Below are 19,510 nucleotides of genomic sequence, written 5' to 3' on the forward strand. Positions count from 1 at the left end.
TTGTATTATGAAGGTAGATGTTCATGCAGTTAATTTTACTGTCGACAGAAAATTGGTCGATTTTATTCAGGAAAGAATGGATAAGTTGGAAAAATACTACGATCGAGTGGTTTCTTCAGATGTTTTTTTAAAAGTTGAAAGAACAAGTGATAAAGAAAATAAGGTGGTAGAGATAAAGATTAATGTTCCTGGTGATGATTTTTTGGTAAAAAAACAGTGTAAGACATTTGAGGAGGCGGTTGAGCTTTCTGCAGAATCTTTAGAACGTTTGCTTGTAAAAAGGAAAGAAAAAATAAGAGCACATATTTAATTGAAATTTTTTTTAAAAAATGTTTTGATTAAAAGATAAAATACCTACATTTGCAGTCCGTTAGAAATAGCGGACTTTTTTAATGCATTCGCCGATGTAGCTCAGCTGGCTAGAGCAGCTGATTTGTAATCAGCAGGTCGTGGGTTCGAGTCCCTCTATCGGCTCAAAAAAAAGTTTCAAATGCGATTTGAAATTCGTTCTTAAAATAATGGAATTAAAAAATTAGGGGAGATACTCAAGCGGCCAACGAGGGCAGACTGTAAATCTGCTGTGTGAACTTCGCAGGTTCGAATCCTGCTCTCCCCACAAAAAAAGAAGGTGAGATTTTGGGTTTTAGATTTTGAAAATCTGAAATCTAAATTCGGAATCTAAAATCAGAACTCTCTGCCGGTGTAGCTCAGGGGTAGAGTGCTTCCTTGGTAAGGAAGAGGTCTCGGGTTCAAATCCCGACATTGGCTCAAGTAAGTAGGAAATTGAAAATTAATATATAACTAAGATTAAAAATTAAGTAAAATGGCAAAGGAGAATTTTAATCGTTCCAAACCGCACTTAAACATAGGTACAATTGGACACGTGGATCACGGAAAAACTACATTAACTGCTGCAATTACTAAAGTATTGTCAGATGCTGGTTACTGTCAAGCAAAATCGTTTGATCAAATCGATAACGCTCCAGAGGAGAAAGAAAGAGGTATTACTATTAATACATCACACGTAGAGTATGAAACAGCTAACCGTCACTACGCTCACGTTGACTGTCCAGGTCACGCGGATTACGTAAAGAACATGGTTACTGGAGCAGCTCAAATGGACGGAGCTATCTTAGTAGTTGCTGCTACAGATGGTCCAATGCCACAAACTCGTGAGCACATCCTTTTAGGTCGTCAGGTTGGTATTCCAAGAATCGTTGTTTTCATGAACAAAGTGGATATGGTTGATGATGCTGAGTTGTTAGAGCTTGTTGAGATGGAAATTAGAGATTTATTATCTTTCTACGAATATGATGGAGATAATGGTCCAGTTATTCAAGGTTCTGCTTTAGGAGGATTGAATAATGATGCTGCATGGGTTCCTAAAATTTTAGAATTGATGGATGCTGTTGATGCTTGGATCGAAGAGCCAGTACGTGACGTAGCTAAACCATTCTTGATGCCAGTAGAGGACGTATTTACAATTACAGGTCGTGGAACTGTTGCTACAGGTCGTATCGAAACTGGTATTGCTAATACAGGAGATCCTGTTGAAATCATTGGTATGGGAGCTGAAAAATTAACTTCTACTATTACAGGAGTTGAGATGTTCCGTAAAATCCTTGATAGAGGAGAAGCTGGAGATAACGTAGGTTTATTGTTAAGAGGTATTGATAAAGCTGATATCAAAAGAGGTATGGTTATTATTAAGCCAGGTTCAGTAAAACCACACGCTAAATTCAAAGCTGAGGTTTATATCTTGAAAAAAGAAGAAGGTGGACGTCACACTCCATTCCACAATAACTACCGTCCACAGTTCTACGTACGTACAACTGACGTAACAGGAGTTATTTCTTTACCAGCAGGTGTAGAGATGGTAATGCCGGGTGATAACTTGACAATTGAGGTTGCTTTATTAAGCCCAATCGCAATGAACGTAGGTTTACGTTTTGCTATCCGTGAAGGTGGTAGAACAGTAGGTGCTGGTCAGGTTACTGAAATTTTAGAATAATTTCTATAAATATTAAAAAGCCAGTTGACTTTCTTAAATGAGGTCACTGGCTTTTAATTACGGGCGTAGTTCAAGGGTAGAATAGCGGTCTCCAAAACCGTTGATGGGGGTTCGAATCCCTCCGCCCGTGCAATAAAAAAATATATCAAATGACAAAAGTTACTAATTATTTATCAGAGGCTTTCGAAGAGTTAAAGTCAAATGTTACTTGGCCAGCTTGGGCTGAAGTTCAAAAATTGACAATTGTTGTGGCTGTATTTTCTATCTTATTCGCTTTGGCAACATGGGGAGTAGATGAATTTTTTGCAAAAGCTTTGGCTGGATTTTTTAACTGGTTAAAAGGATAATTTTTTTGTGATGGCAGATAATAATGTGAAAAAATGGTATGTAGTTAGAGCTGTAAGCGGACAAGAAAACAAAGTCAAAGCTTATATCGAAACTGAAATTGCCAGATTAGGTATGGGTGATTATGTTTCCCAGGTTTTAGTGCCTACAGAAAAAGTAGTTACTGTAAAAGAGGGAAAGAAAATGTCTAAGGATAAAGTTTATTTTCCTGGATATGTTATGATCGAAGCCAACTTGGTTGGTGAGATACCTCATATTATTAAGTCAATTACTAGTGTTATTGGTTTTTTAGGAGAGACTAAAGGCGGGGAACCTGTTCCTTTGAGACTTTCTGAAGTTAACCGTATGTTAGGTAAGGTAGATGAATTGGCTGTAAATACAGATACAAGATCTATACCATTTAGTGTTGGCGAGACTGTTAAGGTTATTGATGGTCCTTTTAACGGATTTAATGGTTCTGTTGAAAAAATCAATGAAGAGAAGCGTAAACTTGAGGTTATGGTTAAGATTTTCGGAAGAAAAACACCATTAGAATTAAGCTTTATGCAAGTAGAAAAAGTATAATTTTTTGTTACACTATAATAACCATTGTAATCGCTTCCATTGATTACAGTGTTAAATTTTTTAAAAATGGCTAAAGAAATTAGTAAGGTAGTTAAACTACAAGTTAAGGGAGGTGCTGCGAACCCGTCGCCACCGGTTGGACCTGCTTTAGGAGCTGCTGGGGTTAATATCATGGAGTTTTGTAAGCAATTTAATGCTAGAACTCAAGATAAACCTGGCAAAATTTGTCCAGTGCAAATCACTGTGTACAAAGACAAATCATTTGATTTTGTTGTTAAGACTCCTCCAGCAGCGGTTCAGTTAATGGAAGCTGCAAAGCTAAAATCTGGTTCTGGTGAGCCTAATCGTAAAAAAGTAGCTAGCGTTACTTGGGAACAAATTAGAACTATTGCTGAAGACAAAATGCCAGACTTAAACGCTTTCACTGTGGAAGCTGCAATGAGTATGGTTGCTGGAACAGCTAGATCTATGGGTATAACTGTATCAGGAGACGCTCCTTTTTAATTAAGAAAAAGACATGGCAAAATTAACAAAAAAGCAAAAAGAGGCTGCTTCAAAAATTGAAAAGAACAAACTATATTCTCTTAAAGATGCAGCTGCATTAATAAAAGTAGTTGCTTCTGCAAAATTTGATGAGTCTGTTGATATCGCAGTTCGTTTGGGTGTAGATCCAAGAAAAGCGAATCAAATGGTTAGAGGTGTGGTTACATTACCTCACGGAACAGGTAAAGACGTTAAAGTATTAGCATTGGTTACTCCAGATAAAGAAGCGGAAGCTAAAGAAGCTGGGGCTGATTATGTAGGTCTTGACGATTATTTACAAAAAATTAAAGACGGTTGGACAGATGTTGATGTGATCATTACTATGCCTGCTGTTATGGGTAAATTAGGTCCATTAGGTCGTATTTTAGGACCTAGAGGTTTAATGCCAAACCCTAAAACAGGTACAGTAACTATGGATGTTGCTAAAGCTGTTCAAGAGGTTAAAGCTGGTAAAATTGACTTTAAAGTTGACAAAACTGGTATCGTTCACGCAGGAATTGGTAAAGTTTCTTTTGGAGCTGAGCAAATTGTTGACAACGCACACGAAATTATTCAAACATTAATAAAACTTAAACCAACTGCTGCTAAAGGTACATACATTAAAGGTATTCACCTTACAAGCACTATGAGTCCAGCTATTGCATTGGATCCTAAAGCAGTATAATTGGTAGTTAAAAATTTTTAGTATGACTAGAGAAGAAAAATCAATCGCGATTGAAAATTTAACTGCGCAGTTAGCTGGTACAAATATCATTTATGTATCTGATATTTCTGGATTAAACGCAGAAACAACTTCAAACTTACGTAGAGCTTGTTTTAAAGCAGGAATCAAATTAGAAGTTGTTAAGAACACTTTGCTTGCAAAAGCAATGGAAGCTTCTGCTAATGATTATGGTGATTTACCTTCAGTATTGACTGGTAATAGTGCTATATTCATTTCTGATGTAGCTAATGCTCCTGGAAAAATCATCAAAGATTTCCGTAAGAAATCTGATAAACCAGTCTTAAAAGGTGCTTTCATCAATAATGAAGTTTATATTGGAGATAATCAATTAGATGCATTAGCAACTATTAAATCTAAAGAAGAACTTCTTGGAGAGCTTATTGGATTGTTACAATCTCCAGCTCAAAGAATTATTTCTGCTTTACAAAACAAATTCGCTGGTAGCGAAGAAGAAGCTGAAGCATAATAATTATTGTAAGAGAATTTCTCTTACAGCTTAAATAGCGCACAATAAACAAAATATAATTTTACAAATCATTTTAAACGATAGAAAAAATGGCAGATTTGAAACAATTCGCAGAACAATTAGTTAACTTAACAGTTAAAGAAGTTAACGAATTAGCAACAATATTAAAAGACGAGTATGGTATCGAGCCGTGCTGCTGCAGCTGTAGTAGTTGCTGCTGGTGGTGGAGAAGGTGCTGCTGAAGAAGCACAAACTGAATTTACAGTTGTATTAAAAGAAGCTGGAGCTTCTAAATTAGCTGTTGTAAAATTAGTTAAAGAACTTACAGGTTTAGGTCTTAAAGAAGCTAAAGATGTAGTTGACGGTGCTCCAAGTAACGTTAAAGAAGGTGTTTCTAAAGAAGAGGCTGAAGGTCTTAAAAAAGCATTAGAAGAAGCTGGAGCTGTTGTTGAGTTAAAATAACAAAACGCAGTTTAGAACTAGGTTTAGACCTTGGATGGAATCATCCAAGGGTCTAAACCATTTTTCGTATAATAAAATAGATCAAGTTTTATTATCAAATAGTTTAAAATACGAAAAAGTTTTTGATCAATACGAAGACAAAAAATTGAACTCTTTTTTACAGTTTATTTTTAAAGATGTATTGATTATAATAAGAAAGTATAGATTAAACAGTGTGTGTTTACACAAAAATTACTTTTTTTTAATCAAAATTTTGTCCATTGATGATAACAAATCAGACTGAAAGATTGAATTTTGCCTCTACAAAAAATATTCCTGACTATCCAGATTTCTTAGATGTTCAGGTTAAATCTTTTAAAGATTTCTTTCAATTAGAAACGAAATCTGACGAAAGAGGCAACGAAGGGTTATACAACACCTTCATGGAAAACTTTCCAATCACAGATACAAGAAACAACTTTGTATTGGAGTTCCTAGATTATTTTGTTGATCCACCACGTTATACAATTCAAGAATGTATAGAGAGAGGTCTTACTTATAGTGTGCCTTTAAAAGCTAGGTTGAAACTATACTGTACAGACCCAGAACACGAAGATTTTGAAACAATTGTACAAGATGTTTATCTAGGTACAATTCCTTATATGACTCCAAGTGGTACCTTTGTTATTAATGGTGCCGAGCGTGTAGTAGTATCTCAATTACACCGTTCTCCTGGGGTTTTCTTTGGACAATCATTCCACGCAAATGGAACAAAACTATATTCTGCCAGAGTAATTCCTTTTAAAGGTTCTTGGATAGAATTTTCTACAGATATCAATAGTGTAATGTACGCTTATATCGATAGAAAGAAAAAATTACCTGTAACAACTTTATTCCGTGCAATTGGATTCGAAAGAGATAAGGATATCCTTGAAATTTTCGACTTAGCTGAAGAAATTAAAGTTTCTAAAACAGGAATTAAAAAATATATTGGAAGAAGACTTGCTGCGCGTGTTTTGAATACATGGCACGAGGATTTCGTTGATGAAGATACTGGAGAGGTAGTTTCTATCGAACGTAATGAAATCATCCTTGATCGTGATACTATTATCGACAAAGATAATGTAGAAGAGATCATCGATTCTAACGTTAAATCTATCTTGTTACACAAGGAGGATAATAACCAAGCAGATTATGCTATTATCCACAATACGTTACAAAAAGATCCAACAAACTCTGAAAAAGAAGCTGTAGAGCACATTTACCGTCAGTTGCGTAACGCTGAACCGCCTGATGAGGAAACTGCTCGTGGTATTATAGATAAATTGTTCTTCTCTGACCAACGTTACAACTTAGGTGAAGTAGGTCGTTACAGAATGAACAAAAAATTAGATTTAGATATCCCAATGGATAAGCAAGTGCTTACTAAAGAAGATATCATTACAATCGTAAAATATTTGATCGAATTAATTAACTCTAAAGCAGAGATTGATGATATCGATCACTTATCAAACCGTCGTGTTAGAACAGTTGGTGAACAATTGTCTCAACAATTCGGTGTAGGTTTAGCACGTATGGCTAGAACTATTCGTGAGAGAATGAACGTTAGAGATAACGAGGTGTTTACACCAATTGATTTGATTAATGCTAAAACATTATCATCAGTTATCAACTCTTTCTTTGGTACTAACCAGTTATCTCAATTTATGGATCAAACGAATCCATTAGCTGAGATTACACACAAAAGAAGACTTTCTGCACTTGGACCAGGTGGACTTTCGAGAGAGAGAGCTGGTTTCGAGGTTCGTGACGTTCACTATACTCACTATGGTCGTTTATGTCCGATTGAAACTCCTGAGGGACCAAACATTGGTTTGATTTCATCTCTTGGTGTTTATGCAAAAGTAAACGGAATGGGATTTATTGAGACTCCTTACCGTAAAGTTACTGATGGTGTAGTTGATTTAGAAAGTACACCTATTTATTTAAGTGCTGAAGAAGAAGAAGGAAAAATGATTGCTCAGGCAAACATTGAAATGGATGCTTCTGGTAAAATTACAGCTAGCAATGTTATTGCTCGTGAGGAAGGTGACTTCCCAGTTGTTGAACCAACATCAGTACATTATACAGACGTTGCTCCTAACCAAATTGCATCGATTTCTGCATCTTTAATTCCTTTCTTGGAGCATGATGATGCTAACCGTGCGTTGATGGGATCAAACATGATGCGTCAGGCAGTTCCTTTGATCCGTCCTGAAGCGCCGATTGTTGGTACAGGTTTAGAGCGTCAAGTAGCTTCAGATTCAAGAGTATTAATCAATGCTGAAGGGCATGGTACTGTTGAGTATGTTGATGCTAATATCATTACTATTAAATACGATCGTACTGAAGATGAGAGAATGGTTAGTTTTGATGCTGATGAGAAAACTTACAACTTAATTAAATTTAGAAAAACCAATCAAGGTACAAGTATCAACTTGAAACCTATCGTAAGAAAAGGTGATAGAGTTGTTCCTGGACAAGTATTGTCTGAAGGATATGCTACTCAAAATGGAGAATTAGCTTTAGGTAGAAACTTAAAAGTTGCGTTCATGCCATGGAAAGGGTATAACTTCGAGGATGCGATTGTAATTTCTGAAAAAGTAGTTCGTGATGATATTTTTACTTCTATCCACGTTGATGATTATTCATTAGAGGTTAGAGATACTAAGTTAGGAAACGAAGAGTTAACAAACGATATTCCTAACGTTTCTGAAGAAGCTACTAAAGATTTAGATGAAAACGGTATGATTAGAATTGGAGCAGAGGTTAAACCTGGCGACATTCTTATCGGAAAAATTACACCAAAAGGAGAATCAGATCCTACTCCAGAGGAGAAATTGCTTCGTGCAATCTTCGGGGATAAAGCAGGTGATGTAAAAGATGCTTCATTAAAAGCTTCTCCATCTTTACATGGTGTAGTTCTTGACAAAAAATTATTTGCAAGAGCCGTAAAAGATAAACGTAAACGTACTCAAGATAAAGATGCTTTAGGCGCTTTAGAAATGGAGTTTGAAACTAAATTTGTTGAATTAAAAGACAGATTAGTTGAAAAATTATTCTTGATTGTTAACGGAAAAACATCTCAAGGTGTAATGAATGATTTGGGTGAAGAAGTTTTACCAAAAGGTAAAAAATATACTCAAAAAATGCTTTACGCAGTAGAAGATTTTGCTCACTTAAGCAAAGGCCAATGGGTTGCTGATGACGCTACAAATAAAATGGTTAATGATTTAATTCATAACTATAAAATTAAGCTGAACGACTTACAAGGATCTTTAAGAAGAGAAAAATTCACTATTACAGTTGGAGACGAATTACCATCTGGAATCTTGAAATTAGCTAAGATTTATATTGCTAAGAAACGTAAATTGAAAGTAGGGGATAAAATGGCGGGTCGTCACGGTAACAAAGGTATTGTTGCTAGAATCGTTCGTCATGAAGATATGCCTTTCTTAGAAGATGGAACACCGGTAGATATCGTATTGAATCCACTTGGGGTACCTTCACGTATGAACATTGGTCAGATTTATGAAACTGTTCTTGGATGGGCTGGTATGAACTTGGGTAGAAAATTTGCTACTCCAATTTTTGACGGTGCTTCTCTTGACGAAATCAATGCTTTGACTGATGAGGCTAACGTACCACGTTTTGGACATACATACCTTTATGATGGTGGAACTGGAGAGCGTTTTGCACAAAAAGCAACTGTGGGTGTAATTTACATGCTTAAATTAGGACACATGGTTGATGATAAGATGCACGCACGTTCTATCGGACCATACTCATTGATTACGCAGCAGCCACTTGGAGGTAAGGCTCAATTTGGAGGTCAGCGTTTTGGAGAGATGGAGGTTTGGGCACTTGAGGCTTATGGAGCTTCAAGCACATTACGTGAGATCTTAACTGTTAAGTCTGATGACGTTATTGGTAGAGCTAAAACTTACGAGGCTATCGTTAAAGGAGAATCTATGCCAGAACCAGGTTTACCAGAATCATTCAATGTATTGATGCACGAATTGAAAGGTCTAGGACTAGACATTCGTTTAGAAGAATAAAAAAAAGTTTTGTAATCAGTCTCATTTTTTAATGGGACTGATTACTCATTTATAAAGTTTTTAAAGATTTATACCCGTAAACCGTTCCGATTTTTTATAAAAATGCGAGGCATTTTATAACTAGCACTTCAAATTTAATTCTGAGGTTTAGAGAAGTAACCCGAGGTAGTAGCTGAATGATTAACTCTTTTTTCTAAAAGAGTAGATTATAAATCTAAAATCAATTTTTTAATTGCAAATAAATCAATAGTAAAAACTATGATGAATAACAGAAACAATAAAGATAAAAATCCAGTTAAAAGATTTAATAAAATCTCAATTGGATTGGCTTCACCAGAATCTATCTTGAAAGAATCAAGAGGAGAGGTTTTAAAGCCAGAAACTATCAACTATAGAACGCACAAGCCTGAGCGTGACGGACTTTTCTGCGAAAGAATCTTCGGACCTGTTAAGGATTTTGAGTGTGCTTGTGGTAAATATAAAAGAATTCGTTACAAAGGTATCATCTGTGACCGTTGTGGTGTTGAAGTTACTGAGAAAAAAGTACGTCGTGATAGAGTAGGACACATCAACCTTGTTGTGCCAATTGCTCACATTTGGTATTTCCGTTCTCTTCCAAATAAAATTGGTTATATCCTTGGTCTTCCATCTAAGAAATTAGACATGATCATTTACTACGAAAGATACGTAGTAATCCAAGCTGGTATTGCTAAAAATGCAGATGGAGAATCTTTACAAAGATTAGATTTCTTAACTGAAGAGGAATATTTAAATATTTTAGATACTCTTCCACAAGAAAACCAATATTTAGATGATTTAGATCCAAACAAATTTGTTGCCAAAATGGGAGCAGAGTGTATCATGGATTTATTAGCTCGTATTGATTTAGATGCTTTATCTTATGAATTAAGACACAGCGCTAACAACGAAACATCTAAACAACGTAAAACTGAAGCTTTAAAAAGATTACAAGTTGTTGAGTCTTTCCGTGAGTCTAACGAAAACCGCGAAAACCGTCCAGAATGGATGATTATGAAAGTGGTTCCAGTTATCCCGCCGGAATTACGTCCACTTGTGCCACTTGATGGAGGTCGTTTTGCAACTTCAGATTTGAACGATTTATATCGTCGTGTAATCATCCGTAACAACCGTTTGAAAAGATTAATGGAGATTAAAGCTCCAGAAGTTATCTTAAGAAACGAGAAACGTATGTTACAAGAATCTGTAGATTCATTATTTGACAACACACGTAAAGCTTCTGCTGTTAAAACAGAATCTAATAGACCACTAAAATCATTATCTGACTCATTAAAAGGTAAGCAAGGACGTTTCCGTCAAAACCTTTTAGGAAAGCGTGTGGATTATTCTGCTCGTTCGGTAATTGTTGTTGGTCCAGAGTTAAAATTATATGAGTGCGGATTGCCAAAAGATATGGCATCTGAATTATACAAGCCTTTCGTTATCCGTAAATTGATCGAAAGAGGTATTGTAAAAACGGTAAAATCTGCAAAGAAAATCATTGACAAAAAAGAGCCAGTAGTTTGGGATATCCTTGAAAATGTAATTAAAGGACACCCAGTATTACTTAACCGTGCTCCTACTTTGCACAGACTTGGTATTCAAGCTTTTCAGCCAAAATTGATTGAAGGAAAAGCGATCCAATTACACCCATTAGTATGTACGGCTTTCAACGCCGATTTCGATGGTGACCAGATGGCGGTTCACTTACCATTAGGACCAGAGGCTATTTTAGAGGCTCAATTATTAATGTTGGCTTCTCATAATATCTTGAACCCTGCAAATGGTGCGCCTATTACTGTACCTTCTCAGGACATGGTCTTGGGTCTATATTATATGACCAAAGAGCGTATTTCTACAGAAGATCACAAAATTTTAGGTCAAGATTTGACTTTCTATTCTGCTGAAGAAGTAAACATTGCATTAAACGAAGGAAGATTAGAATTGAATGCTCGTGTGAAAATTAGAGCAAAAGATTTTAATGAAGCTGGAGAATTAGTGTACCAAATTATCCAAACAACTGCAGGACGTGTATTATTTAACGAAGTAGTACCTGAAGCAGCTGGATATATCAATGACGTATTAACTAAGAAAAACCTTAGAGATATTATCGGACACATTTTAAGTGTGACTGATGTACCTACTACAGCAGCTTTCTTGGATAATATGAAAGATATGGGTTATAAATTCGCATTTAGAGGAGGTTTATCATTCTCTTTAGGTGATATTAGAATCCCAGAACAAAAAACTAAGTTAATTGCAGATGCTAGAGAGCAAGTTGAAGGTATCTCAACTAACTATAACATGGGTCTTATTACAAATAACGAGCGTTACAACCAAGTTATTGACGTATGGACTTCAGCAAATGCTCAGTTAACAGAATTAGCAATGAAAAATATTAGAGAAGACCAGCAAGGTTTCAACTCTGTATATATGATGCTTGACTCTGGGGCGAGGGGTTCTAAGGAACAGATTCGTCAGTTAACTGGTATGCGTGGTTTGATGGCTAAGCCTAAAAAATCTACTGCTGGTGGTGGTGAGATTATTGAAAACCCGATTCTTTCTAACTTTAAGGAAGGTCTTTCGATCCTTGAGTATTTTATTTCTACTCACGGTGCTCGTAAAGGTCTTGCGGATACGGCTCTTAAAACGGCCGATGCTGGTTACTTAACAAGAAGGCTTCATGACGTTTCTCAAGATGTTATTGTTAACATCGAAGATTGTGGAACTCTTAGAGGTGTTGAAGTTGCTGCATTGAAGAAAAATGAGGAAATCGTTGAATCTTTAGGTGAGAGAATCTTAGGACGTGTTGCATTGCAAGATGTTATTAATCCTCTTACTAATGAAGTAATGGTTAAATCTGGAGAGCAAATTACGGAATCAATTATGAGAACTATCGAAGCTTCTCCAATTGAAAAAGTAGAAGTTAGATCTCCATTAACATGTGAAGCTTTAAAAGGAATTTGTGCTAAATGTTACGGTAGAAACTTAGCTACTGGTAAGATGACACAAAGAGGTGAAGCTGTCGGAGTTATTGCAGCTCAGTCTATTGGAGAGCCAGGTACACAGTTAACACTTCGTACGTTCCACGTTGGAGGGGTTGCTGGAGGTATTTCTGAAGAATCTAGTATTATTACAAGATTTAACGGTAGACTTGAAATTGAAGATTTAAAAACAGTTAAAGGAGAAGACGGAGAAGGAAACTCTGTTGATATCGTAGTTTCACGTTCAACTGAATTAAAATTAGTTGATGAGAAAACTGGAATAGTTTTAAATACACATAATATTCCTTACGGTTCTAGTATTTTTGTAAATGATGGTGATACTGTCGCAAAAGGAACTGTAATCTGTAAATGGGATCCATATAACGGTGTAATTGTTTCTGAATTTACTGGTAAGATTGCTTACGAAGATTTAGAACAAGGTCAATCGTTCATGGTTGAGATTGATGAGCAGACTGGTTTCCAAGAAAAAGTAATTTCTGAGGCTAGAAATAAAAAATTAATCCCAACTTTATTGGTTTACGGTAAAGAAGGAGAATTGATTCGTTCTTACAACTTACCAGTAGGTGCACACTTAATGGTTGAAAATGGTGAGAAAATTAAAGCAGGTAAAGTATTAGTAAAAATCCCTCGTCGTTCTTCTAAAGCAGGCGATATCACGGGAGGTTTACCAAGAATTACTGAGTTGCTTGAGGCTCGTAACCCTTCAAACCCAGCAGTTGTGTCTGAAATTGATGGTGTTGTATCTTTCGGAAAAATTAAAAGAGGTAACCGTGAGATCGTTATCGAGTCTAAATTTGGTGAAATTAAAAAGTATTTAGTTAAACTTTCTAGCCAAATCTTAGTACAAGAAAATGACTTCGTAAGAGCGGGAGTTCCATTGTCTGATGGTGCAATTACACCAGATGACATCTTAAGAATTCAAGGTCCAGCGGCTGTTCAACAGTACTTGGTAAATGAAATTCAAGAGGTATACCGTTTACAAGGGGTAAAAATTAATGACAAGCACTTTGAGGTAGTTATTCGTCAAATGATGCGTAAAGTAAGAGTTCAGGATCCAGGTGATACTTTATTCTTAGAGGATCAATTAATTCATACTAAAGATTTCATCGTTCAAAACGATAAATTATATGGTATGAAAGTAGTTGAAGATGCTGGAGATTCTTCAGTATTGAAACCAGGTCAGATCATTACACCTCGTGAATTACGTGATGAAAATTCATTGTTGAAACGAAATGATAGAAATCTTGTTGTAGCAAGAGACGTAATTACTGCAACTGCAACGCCAGTTCTTCAAGGTATTACAAGAGCTTCGTTACAAACTAAATCATTCATCTCTGCTGCTTCTTTCCAAGAAACAACAAAAGTACTTAACGAAGCTGCTGTAGCTGGTAAAGTAGATGATTTAGAAGGATTAAAAGAAAATGTAATTGTTGGACACAGAATTCCTGCGGGAACTGGTATGAGAGAATACGATAACACTATCGTAGGATCTAAAGACGATTACAACGAAATGATGGCTAATAAAGAAGAATACATTTATTAATTAGGAAACTATGAGTAATCCGAAACAACAACAAGAGCAAATTAATATTGAGTTAGACGAAACTATTGCAGAAGGAATTTATTCTAATCTTGCGATTATTAATCACTCATCGTCAGAGTTTGTTTTAGATTTTGTGAGCATTATGCCCGGTATTCCTAAAGCCAAGGTAAAGTCAAGAATTGTTTTGACACCACAACATGCTAAAAGATTATTAAGAGCAATAGGTGAAAACATCCATCGATTTGAAGCAGCCCATGGCGAAATCAAAGAGACAGAACAAGCACCAATACCGCTTAATTTTGGTCCTGCGGGACAAGCATAAATTTTAAAGCCCCATTTTTTAATGGGGCTTTTTTATTATAAATAGGATTAAATGCATTTTATCTGATTTAATCTCCTTTAGTCGATTAAATTTCTTTAAATAATTGTATTAGAGTAATTTGGTAGCTTGTATGAAAGATTATTTTTGAAATATAATGACTTAGTAAGGTTGATTTAATTCAAATTAAAGAAAAGCGCTAATTTTAATATTAGCGCTTTTTTTATTGCAAATAAAAAAGGCTGTCTAAAATTTATTAGACAGCCTTTTATATTTTTTTCTTTCCAATAGAATTAATCAAATTCTGATGTAAAGTATAATTTCACACTTGGATATTTACTTTGAGTCATTTGAATGGTAAAGTCTGAATCGGCTAAAAATACCAATTGGCCATATTTATCATGTGCAAGGAATTTTTGTTTGATTCGTTTAAATTCTTTGAACTCTTCATTCTTTGCATCATCTGGCTTTACCCAGCACGCTTTATGAACAGGGAAGTTCTCATAAGTACATTTTGCACCGTATTCATGCTCTAGACGATATTGAATAACTTCATATTGAAGCGCTCCAACAGTTCCAATTACTTTACGGTTATTCATTTCTAAAGTAAATAACTGAGCAACACCTTCGTCCATTAATTGGTCAACACCTTTGTCCAATTGTTTCGCTTTCATCGGATCAGCGTTATTGATATATCTAAAGTGCTCTGGAGAGAAACTCGGAATTCCTTTAAAGCTCATCACTTCGCCCTCTGTCAAAGTATCACCAATTTTAAAGTTTCCTGTATCATGTAAACCAACAATATCTCCTGGATAAGAAATATCAACGATTTCTTTTTTCTCAGCAAAAAAGGCATTTGGACTAGAGAATTTCAAATTTTTCTTCTGGCGGACATGGTAGTAAGGTTTGTTTCTTTCGAAAGTTCCGGAAACAATTTTAATAAAAGCTAAACGGTCACGGTGTTTAGGATCCATGTTAGCATGTATTTTAAATACAAAACCAGACATTTTTTCTTCGGTTGGATCAACCAAGCGAGTTTCTGAATCTTTTGGTCTTGGTGATGGAGCGATTGTAACGAAACAATCCAGCAATTCACGAACTCCAAAATTATTCAAAGCAGATCCAAAAAATACAGGCTGGATTTTTCCGTCAAGATAATCCTGACGCTCAAATTTTGGATACACTTCATCAATCAATTCTAATTCCTCACGAAGTTTTTCAGCAGCTTTTTGACCAACAATTTTATCTAGTTCTGGATTATTTTGAACATCAGAAAAAGCAATTGTTTCTTCAATATTTTTTCGGCTGTCTCCACTAAAAAGATTGATGTTTTCTTCCCATAAATTATAAATTCCTTGGAAATCATAACCCATTCCGATAGGGAAACTTAAAGGCGTAACAGTCAAACCCAATTTTTGCTCCACTTCATCCATCAAATCAAAAGCATCTTTACCTTCACGATCTAATTTATTGATGAAAACAATCATTGGAATGTTACGCATTCTACAAACAGCAACTAATTTTTCTGTTTGTTCCTCAACCCCTTTTGCAACGTCAATAACCACAATTACGCTGTCAACTGCGGTTAAAGTTCTAAATGTATCTTCGGCAAAATCCTTGTGTCCTGGCGTATCAAGGATATTGATTTTTTTGTCTTTATAATTAAAAGCAAGTACAGAAGTCGAAACCGAAATACCTCTTTGGCGTTCGATTTCCATAAAGTCACTCGTTGCTCCTTTTTTTATTTTGTTATTCTTTACAGCTCCTGCCTTCCTGAATTGCACCTCCAAATAACAGTAATTTTTCTGTTAATGTTGTTTTACCAGCATCGGGATGCGATATAATTCCAAATGTTCTTCTGCGTTGTATTTCTTTTAAAAAGCTCATATTTCGTATAAATAGGTTGCAAAAATACTATTAATTACCGCTTAATAAAAATATTCACTTCTTAAATTGGAACAGTTTTTCTCTTTCGAGTCTAAAAGAAAAAAATAAGGCTGTTATAAAACAGCCTTACAATAGTCATTTTAAATTACTGATTAATTGACCAAATTGAATATCCTTTTGGAGGACATTGTATTTTTACCCATTTATCGGCTTGGGTTGTTGGATACCAAGTCGAATTTCCGGTGAAATCTTTAATTTGTGTATTGGCCCAATTGGTCTGAACCCATCTTTCCTGCCAGACATCAGAATTATTAATATAAACAACCAATCCAGGATTTCCATTGTAACCATTTCTTCTCGCTACATATTCATCATTATCAGAATATAAAATAGACGTTGTTCCAGTTGCTTTATTATTATGAATCCAAATCAAATTATTTAATTTGTTTTTGTCCAGCCATTCTTCATAATCTCTGTAGAAAATTGTTGGATAACCTTCGTGTGTTAATATATAAGAATAAGCCAATAATTTGCTCCATATTTCATCTGTATCATGATTAGTCACAAAAGTTACAGCTTTGTATGGATTACGTTTCCACATCATATCATCATTTAGCAGCGCAAGATTATTTCCATCAAAGGCATCATTCATTTTGTAATAGCAGGCAAAATCAAATACAGAGCTATTCGCATTATTAGCCCACCATTCAAGAGTATTTACATTAGAATCCCAATATTCACCAACAGAAAATCCGCCTACATTTGCATTCCAAGCATTTACAACCCAAGGACCAAATCCTTTAACGTAGTCAAATCTCCAGCCGTCAAACTTCATAGTGTTCTTGTAATATTTACCAACTCCATCAGCTCTCAGCCAAAGCCAGTCTTGAACATTTGGTGCAGCGTGACATAAATCTGGAAACCCTCCAAAGGCACCTTCATCATTATTCCCGTAACTGTTTTTATAAAAATCATTATATGTACGCTTGAATTTTCCAGAGGCAATTCCAGTAAAGTTGGTCCAAGTATTTGTTCCAGTAAAAGGATTAGCTTCTGACTGGCCTCCACTGTTATGATTAATTACAATATCGGCATATACTTTCATGTTTTCAGTATGAGCAGCAGTTATCAAACTAACCAATTCGGTTTTGGATCCAAATCTAGTTTCTGTACTTCCATTTTGATTGTAATCTCCAAAGTCAAAATAATCTGTTGGATCATAACCCATAGAAAAAGCTCCGTTTTGAGCTTTAGAAGCAGGTGGAAGCCAAATAGAACCAATTCCGGCATTTGACCACGCGGTTACTTTTGAGCTTACAGTATTCCACCAGTTTCCGCCTGAAGGAACATCCCAATAGAAGGCTTGCATCATTACGCCGCCTCCTGGGTTGTCTACATATTTACCTGTGGATGAACTTGAAGTTCCTGTGCTAAAAGGTTTTCCATCGTGATGCGTAACATCAATAATTTTGAATTGCTGGCTTTCAGCCTTTGAATCAATTTCGTTGGTTTCATTTTGTGAACAGGAATACAGCAATCCCGTAACAGCTGTAATAAGGCACAACTTTAAAAAAGGTTTTTTCATAATAGATAGGGTTTAGTTAAATAGTTATTGCAATTATTTAATTTAAAGGCTATAAAAAGAAGATATTGTTATTTTTATATGTGATAAATTACTAATTACGCATCTAAAGTATATATTTTTTGAATTAATTTTAATTTGTAAGAAAATAGTTTGTTACGAAAACGTTGTAGTGTTGAGAACTTTTTTTATTCGGCTTACTTTAAGGTATTTATTTGCAATAGGCAACCTCGATTCTAAAGCTAGCTTAAGGAATAGTTATTTGATTGATATAAAGGAAACTAGTTAACCTCTTTAAAGTACCTGAATATAATCATCATATAATTTTTTGTTAATAGTATAGCGGATAGTTGTATTATGTAATTGAATTGTTATTTTTGTTCGTTATAAGTTACGAAAGAACTATACTCTAATTATTTATGTTTGATGAGTATTTAAAAAACATCTATAATTTTGGCGGATTATCTAAAACAGGCTTACATTCAAATTAAATTTAAAATAATGTCATTAAAAAAATTACAGCTAAAAACAATTGATTTCAAGTTTGCACTAGCAATTTGTTTTTTTCTTTTTTTTGCTCCAATTATTACAGCTCAAGAAATAATTCCTGATGTTGTAGCCGAAAAACCTGTTGAAACTCACTCAGGAGGAAAATTAAAAATCGACGGAATTATTGCAACAGTAGGAGATTATATTGTTTTGGATTCTGACATTGATAAAGGATTTTTAGAAATTACTGCTCAAGGTGGTTCTACTAAAGATATTACGAGATGCCAAATGCTTGGTAAGCTTTTAGAAGATAAATTATATGCACATCAAGCTATTCAGGATAGTATCATTGTTAGTGATGCCGAAGTTAGAAGTATGATGGAAGAGCGTCTAAATTATATGACGCAGCAAGTTGGTGGAGATATTAGCAAAGTTGTTGAATATTACAAAAAGAGTTCTGTAGAAGAATTTAAAACATATTTTGCGGACATCTTAAAAGAGCAGAAACTTGCTTCAGAAATGAGAGACAAAATCATTAAAGATGTTGAAATTACTCCAGAAGAAGTTCGTAATTTCTTTAAGAAAATCCCAAAAGATGAACTGCCGACTTTTGGTGCTGAGATGGAAGTAGCTCAAATTGTTGTAGAGCCAAAAGTTTCTAAAGAAGATAAGCAAAAAGTAATTGACAGATTAAATTCGATAAGACAAGACGTTTTAGATGGTTCTAGTTTTGCTACAAAAGCCGTTTTATATTCTCAAGATCCAGGATCTTCTCCAAATGGAGGTTATTATAAAATGACTAGAAAAACTCCTTTTGTAAAAGAATTTAAAGATGTTGCTTTTAGTTTACAGGCAGGTGAGATTTCACAGCCATTTGAAACAACTTTTGGTTTCCATATTATTATGGTTGAGAAAATAAAAGGACAAGAAGTAGAACTTCGTCATATTTTGATTGCTCCAACTGTTTCAGAAGCTGCTTTAAAAGAAGCAAAAGAAAGAATTACAAACATCAGAAATAAGATAATCAATAAAGAAATCACTTTTGCTGATGCTGCAAGAACTGAATCTGATGAAAAAGAAACAAGAGCAAATGGAGGGACTTTAGTAAATCCTACAACTCAAGATACTCGTTTCGAATTGACGAAAATGGATCCGGTATTATACAGTCAGGTTTCTAATTTAAAAGGAGATGAAGTTTCTCAGCCGCTTTTAAATACAGATGATAAAGGTAAAAAAACGTATAAATTGATTACTGTAACAAACAGAATTGACGAGCATACAGCAGATTATGCTAAGGATTATACAAAAATCAAAGAATTAGCATTGAAAGAAAAACAAATCAATGCAATCGCAAAATGGTTTGATACTAAGATTAAAGATACTTATATCAAAATCATTGGAGAATACAAAGAATGTGCTTTCGCAAACAACTGGTTGAAAAAATAATTTTTATTAAATAAATAAAAAGAGTTAGTT

12 protein-coding genes, 4 tRNA genes and 2 pseudogenes are annotated in these 19,510 nt (G+C 34.9%); 16 read left to right on the plus strand and 2 right to left on the minus strand.

Translation table 11 applies throughout. The features are described 5' to 3' along the window. Window positions 1–7: 7 nt before the first annotated feature. From hpf to QE431_RS04075, 15 genes and pseudogenes are all read left to right on the plus strand, one after another. Window positions 8–310 (plus strand): ribosome hibernation-promoting factor, HPF/YfiA family, encoded by a 303-nt coding sequence (hpf, locus tag QE431_RS04005; RefSeq protein WP_057117059.1) that lies wholly within the window; start codon window positions 8–10, stop codon window positions 308–310. A gap of 90 nt (window positions 311–400) precedes the next feature. Continuing rightward, a tRNA-Thr gene (locus tag QE431_RS04010) sits at window positions 401–474 on the plus strand. A gap of 61 nt (window positions 475–535) precedes the next feature. After that, window positions 536–616 (plus strand) — tRNA-Tyr (locus QE431_RS04015). Window positions 617–696: 80 nt separating this feature from the next. Continuing rightward, window positions 697–768: transfer RNA gene (locus tag QE431_RS04020), tRNA-Thr, on the plus strand. Window positions 769–823: 55 nt separating this feature from the next. After that, window positions 824–2,011, plus strand: a complete 1,188-nt coding sequence (gene tuf / locus QE431_RS04025; RefSeq protein ID WP_057117058.1) for an elongation factor Tu — start codon at window positions 824–826, stop codon at window positions 2,009–2,011. A gap of 59 nt (window positions 2,012–2,070) precedes the next feature. Continuing rightward, window positions 2,071–2,141: transfer RNA gene (locus tag QE431_RS04030), tRNA-Trp, on the plus strand. A 19-nt stretch (window positions 2,142–2,160) separates the two neighbouring features. Beyond that, the gene (secE, locus tag QE431_RS04035; RefSeq protein WP_008466927.1) at window positions 2,161–2,358 is read left to right on the plus strand and encodes a preprotein translocase subunit SecE; all 198 of its coding nucleotides are present in this window, start codon (window positions 2,161–2,163) and stop codon (window positions 2,356–2,358) included. A 10-nt stretch (window positions 2,359–2,368) separates the two neighbouring features. Further along, window positions 2,369–2,920, plus strand: coding sequence for a transcription termination/antitermination protein NusG (gene nusG / locus QE431_RS04040; protein WP_057117057.1), 552 nt, complete (start codon window positions 2,369–2,371; stop codon window positions 2,918–2,920). Window positions 2,921–2,986: 66 nt separating this feature from the next. Beyond that, complete coding sequence (rplK, locus tag QE431_RS04045) at window positions 2,987–3,424, plus strand: 50S ribosomal protein L11 (RefSeq protein ID WP_057117056.1); 438 nt, start codon at window positions 2,987–2,989, stop codon at window positions 3,422–3,424. 13 nt (window positions 3,425–3,437) lie between these two features. Continuing rightward, window positions 3,438–4,127: a 50S ribosomal protein L1 gene (rplA, locus tag QE431_RS04050; protein WP_057117055.1), complete on the plus strand. Its 690-nt coding sequence runs from the start codon at window positions 3,438–3,440 to the stop codon at window positions 4,125–4,127. Between the two features lie 22 nt (window positions 4,128–4,149). After that, on the plus strand, window positions 4,150–4,653 hold the full coding sequence (rplJ, locus tag QE431_RS04055) for a 50S ribosomal protein L10 (RefSeq protein WP_057117054.1): 504 nt from the start codon (window positions 4,150–4,152) through the stop codon (window positions 4,651–4,653). Between the two features lie 89 nt (window positions 4,654–4,742). After that, window positions 4,743–5,115: pseudogene (rplL, locus tag QE431_RS04060) on the plus strand (50S ribosomal protein L7/L12). A 263-nt stretch (window positions 5,116–5,378) separates the two neighbouring features. Continuing rightward, window positions 5,379–9,191 carry a DNA-directed RNA polymerase subunit beta gene (gene rpoB / locus QE431_RS04065; protein WP_057117052.1) on the plus strand — a complete coding sequence of 1,271 codons (3,813 nt, stop codon included), beginning with the start codon at window positions 5,379–5,381 and terminating at the stop codon, window positions 9,189–9,191. 258 nt (window positions 9,192–9,449) lie between these two features. Continuing rightward, entirely contained in the window at window positions 9,450–13,757 is a 4,308-nt protein-coding gene (gene rpoC / locus QE431_RS04070; protein ID WP_057117051.1) for a DNA-directed RNA polymerase subunit beta', read from the plus strand. Between the two features lie 10 nt (window positions 13,758–13,767). Continuing rightward, window positions 13,768–14,079 carry a DUF3467 domain-containing protein gene (locus QE431_RS04075; protein WP_012024017.1) on the plus strand — a complete coding sequence of 104 codons (312 nt, stop codon included), beginning with the start codon at window positions 13,768–13,770 and terminating at the stop codon, window positions 14,077–14,079. A 290-nt stretch (window positions 14,080–14,369) separates the two neighbouring features. Here the strand turns inward: QE431_RS04075 and QE431_RS04080 are convergent. Together QE431_RS04080 and QE431_RS04085 are read right to left on the minus strand one after the other, a co-directional pair. Beyond that, window positions 14,370–15,963, minus strand: a pseudogene (locus tag QE431_RS04080) (peptide chain release factor 3). Between the two features lie 145 nt (window positions 15,964–16,108). Then, complete coding sequence (locus QE431_RS04085; RefSeq protein ID WP_307292874.1) at window positions 16,109–17,548, minus strand: alpha-amylase; 1,440 nt, start codon at window positions 17,546–17,548, stop codon at window positions 16,109–16,111. Between the two features lie 498 nt (window positions 17,549–18,046). Here QE431_RS04085 and QE431_RS04090 point away from each other — a divergent pair, with 498 nt between their 5' ends. Beyond that, a complete protein-coding gene (locus QE431_RS04090) occupies window positions 18,047–19,480 on the plus strand; it encodes a peptidylprolyl isomerase (protein ID WP_281867554.1) in 1,434 nt (477 codons plus the stop codon). The last annotated feature ends 30 nt before the right edge of the window (window positions 19,481–19,510 follow it).

Origin of the sequence: Flavobacterium sp. SORGH_AS_0622, assembly GCF_030818825.1 — a bacterium.
Lineage (GTDB): Bacteria > Bacteroidota > Bacteroidia > Flavobacteriales > Flavobacteriaceae > Flavobacterium.